At 41.6% G+C, this 514-nt stretch carries 1 protein-coding gene; it reads right to left on the bottom strand.

Going from position 1 to position 514, the window contains the following annotated elements:
• Positions 1–514 (bottom strand): class I tRNA ligase family protein (locus LC419_RS23635; RefSeq protein ID WP_223609652.1); only part of this gene is annotated, 514 nt, incomplete at both ends.

Raw genomic sequence — 514 nt, 5'->3', positions numbered from 1 at the left:
CACTTGTTCCTTATTGGTCGCAGTATTCAAATCCAGGAATAGTCTATCCGAGAAGAATGGCGATATTGGTGACATTAATTTCGCAATGGTATCCAGACAAGTGTATAATGTCTGATATGCAGAAATCTTATCTTCGGTATATTCTCCTTTCCAGAAACGACGACGGCACAAACGAACGTACCAGTTACTCAAGTGTTCGTCCACAAAGTTTTGGATTGCACGTGCGGCTTTCGTCGGTTCGTAATCCGCCAGATATTCATCCACTTCTTTCGTTAGTGAATTTAGTAACGAGATAATCCAGCGGTCAATTTCAGGACGGTTTTCCAATGCAATATCTGGTTCCGCATAGGAGAACTTATCAATGTTGGCATAAAGTGCAAAAAATGCATAGGTATTGTATAGCGTACCGAAGAACTTACGGCGTACCTCATCCAATCCTTCCATGTTGAACTTTAAGTTGTCCCAAGGAGCAGCATTGCTGATCATATACCAACGAGTAGCATCAGCACTATAT

The sequence above is a fragment of the Chryseobacterium sp. OSA05B genome (assembly GCF_019970065.1).
Classification (GTDB): Bacteria; Bacteroidota; Bacteroidia; order Flavobacteriales; family Weeksellaceae; genus Chryseobacterium.
This window is presented reverse-complemented; position numbering and strand designations above follow the sequence as displayed.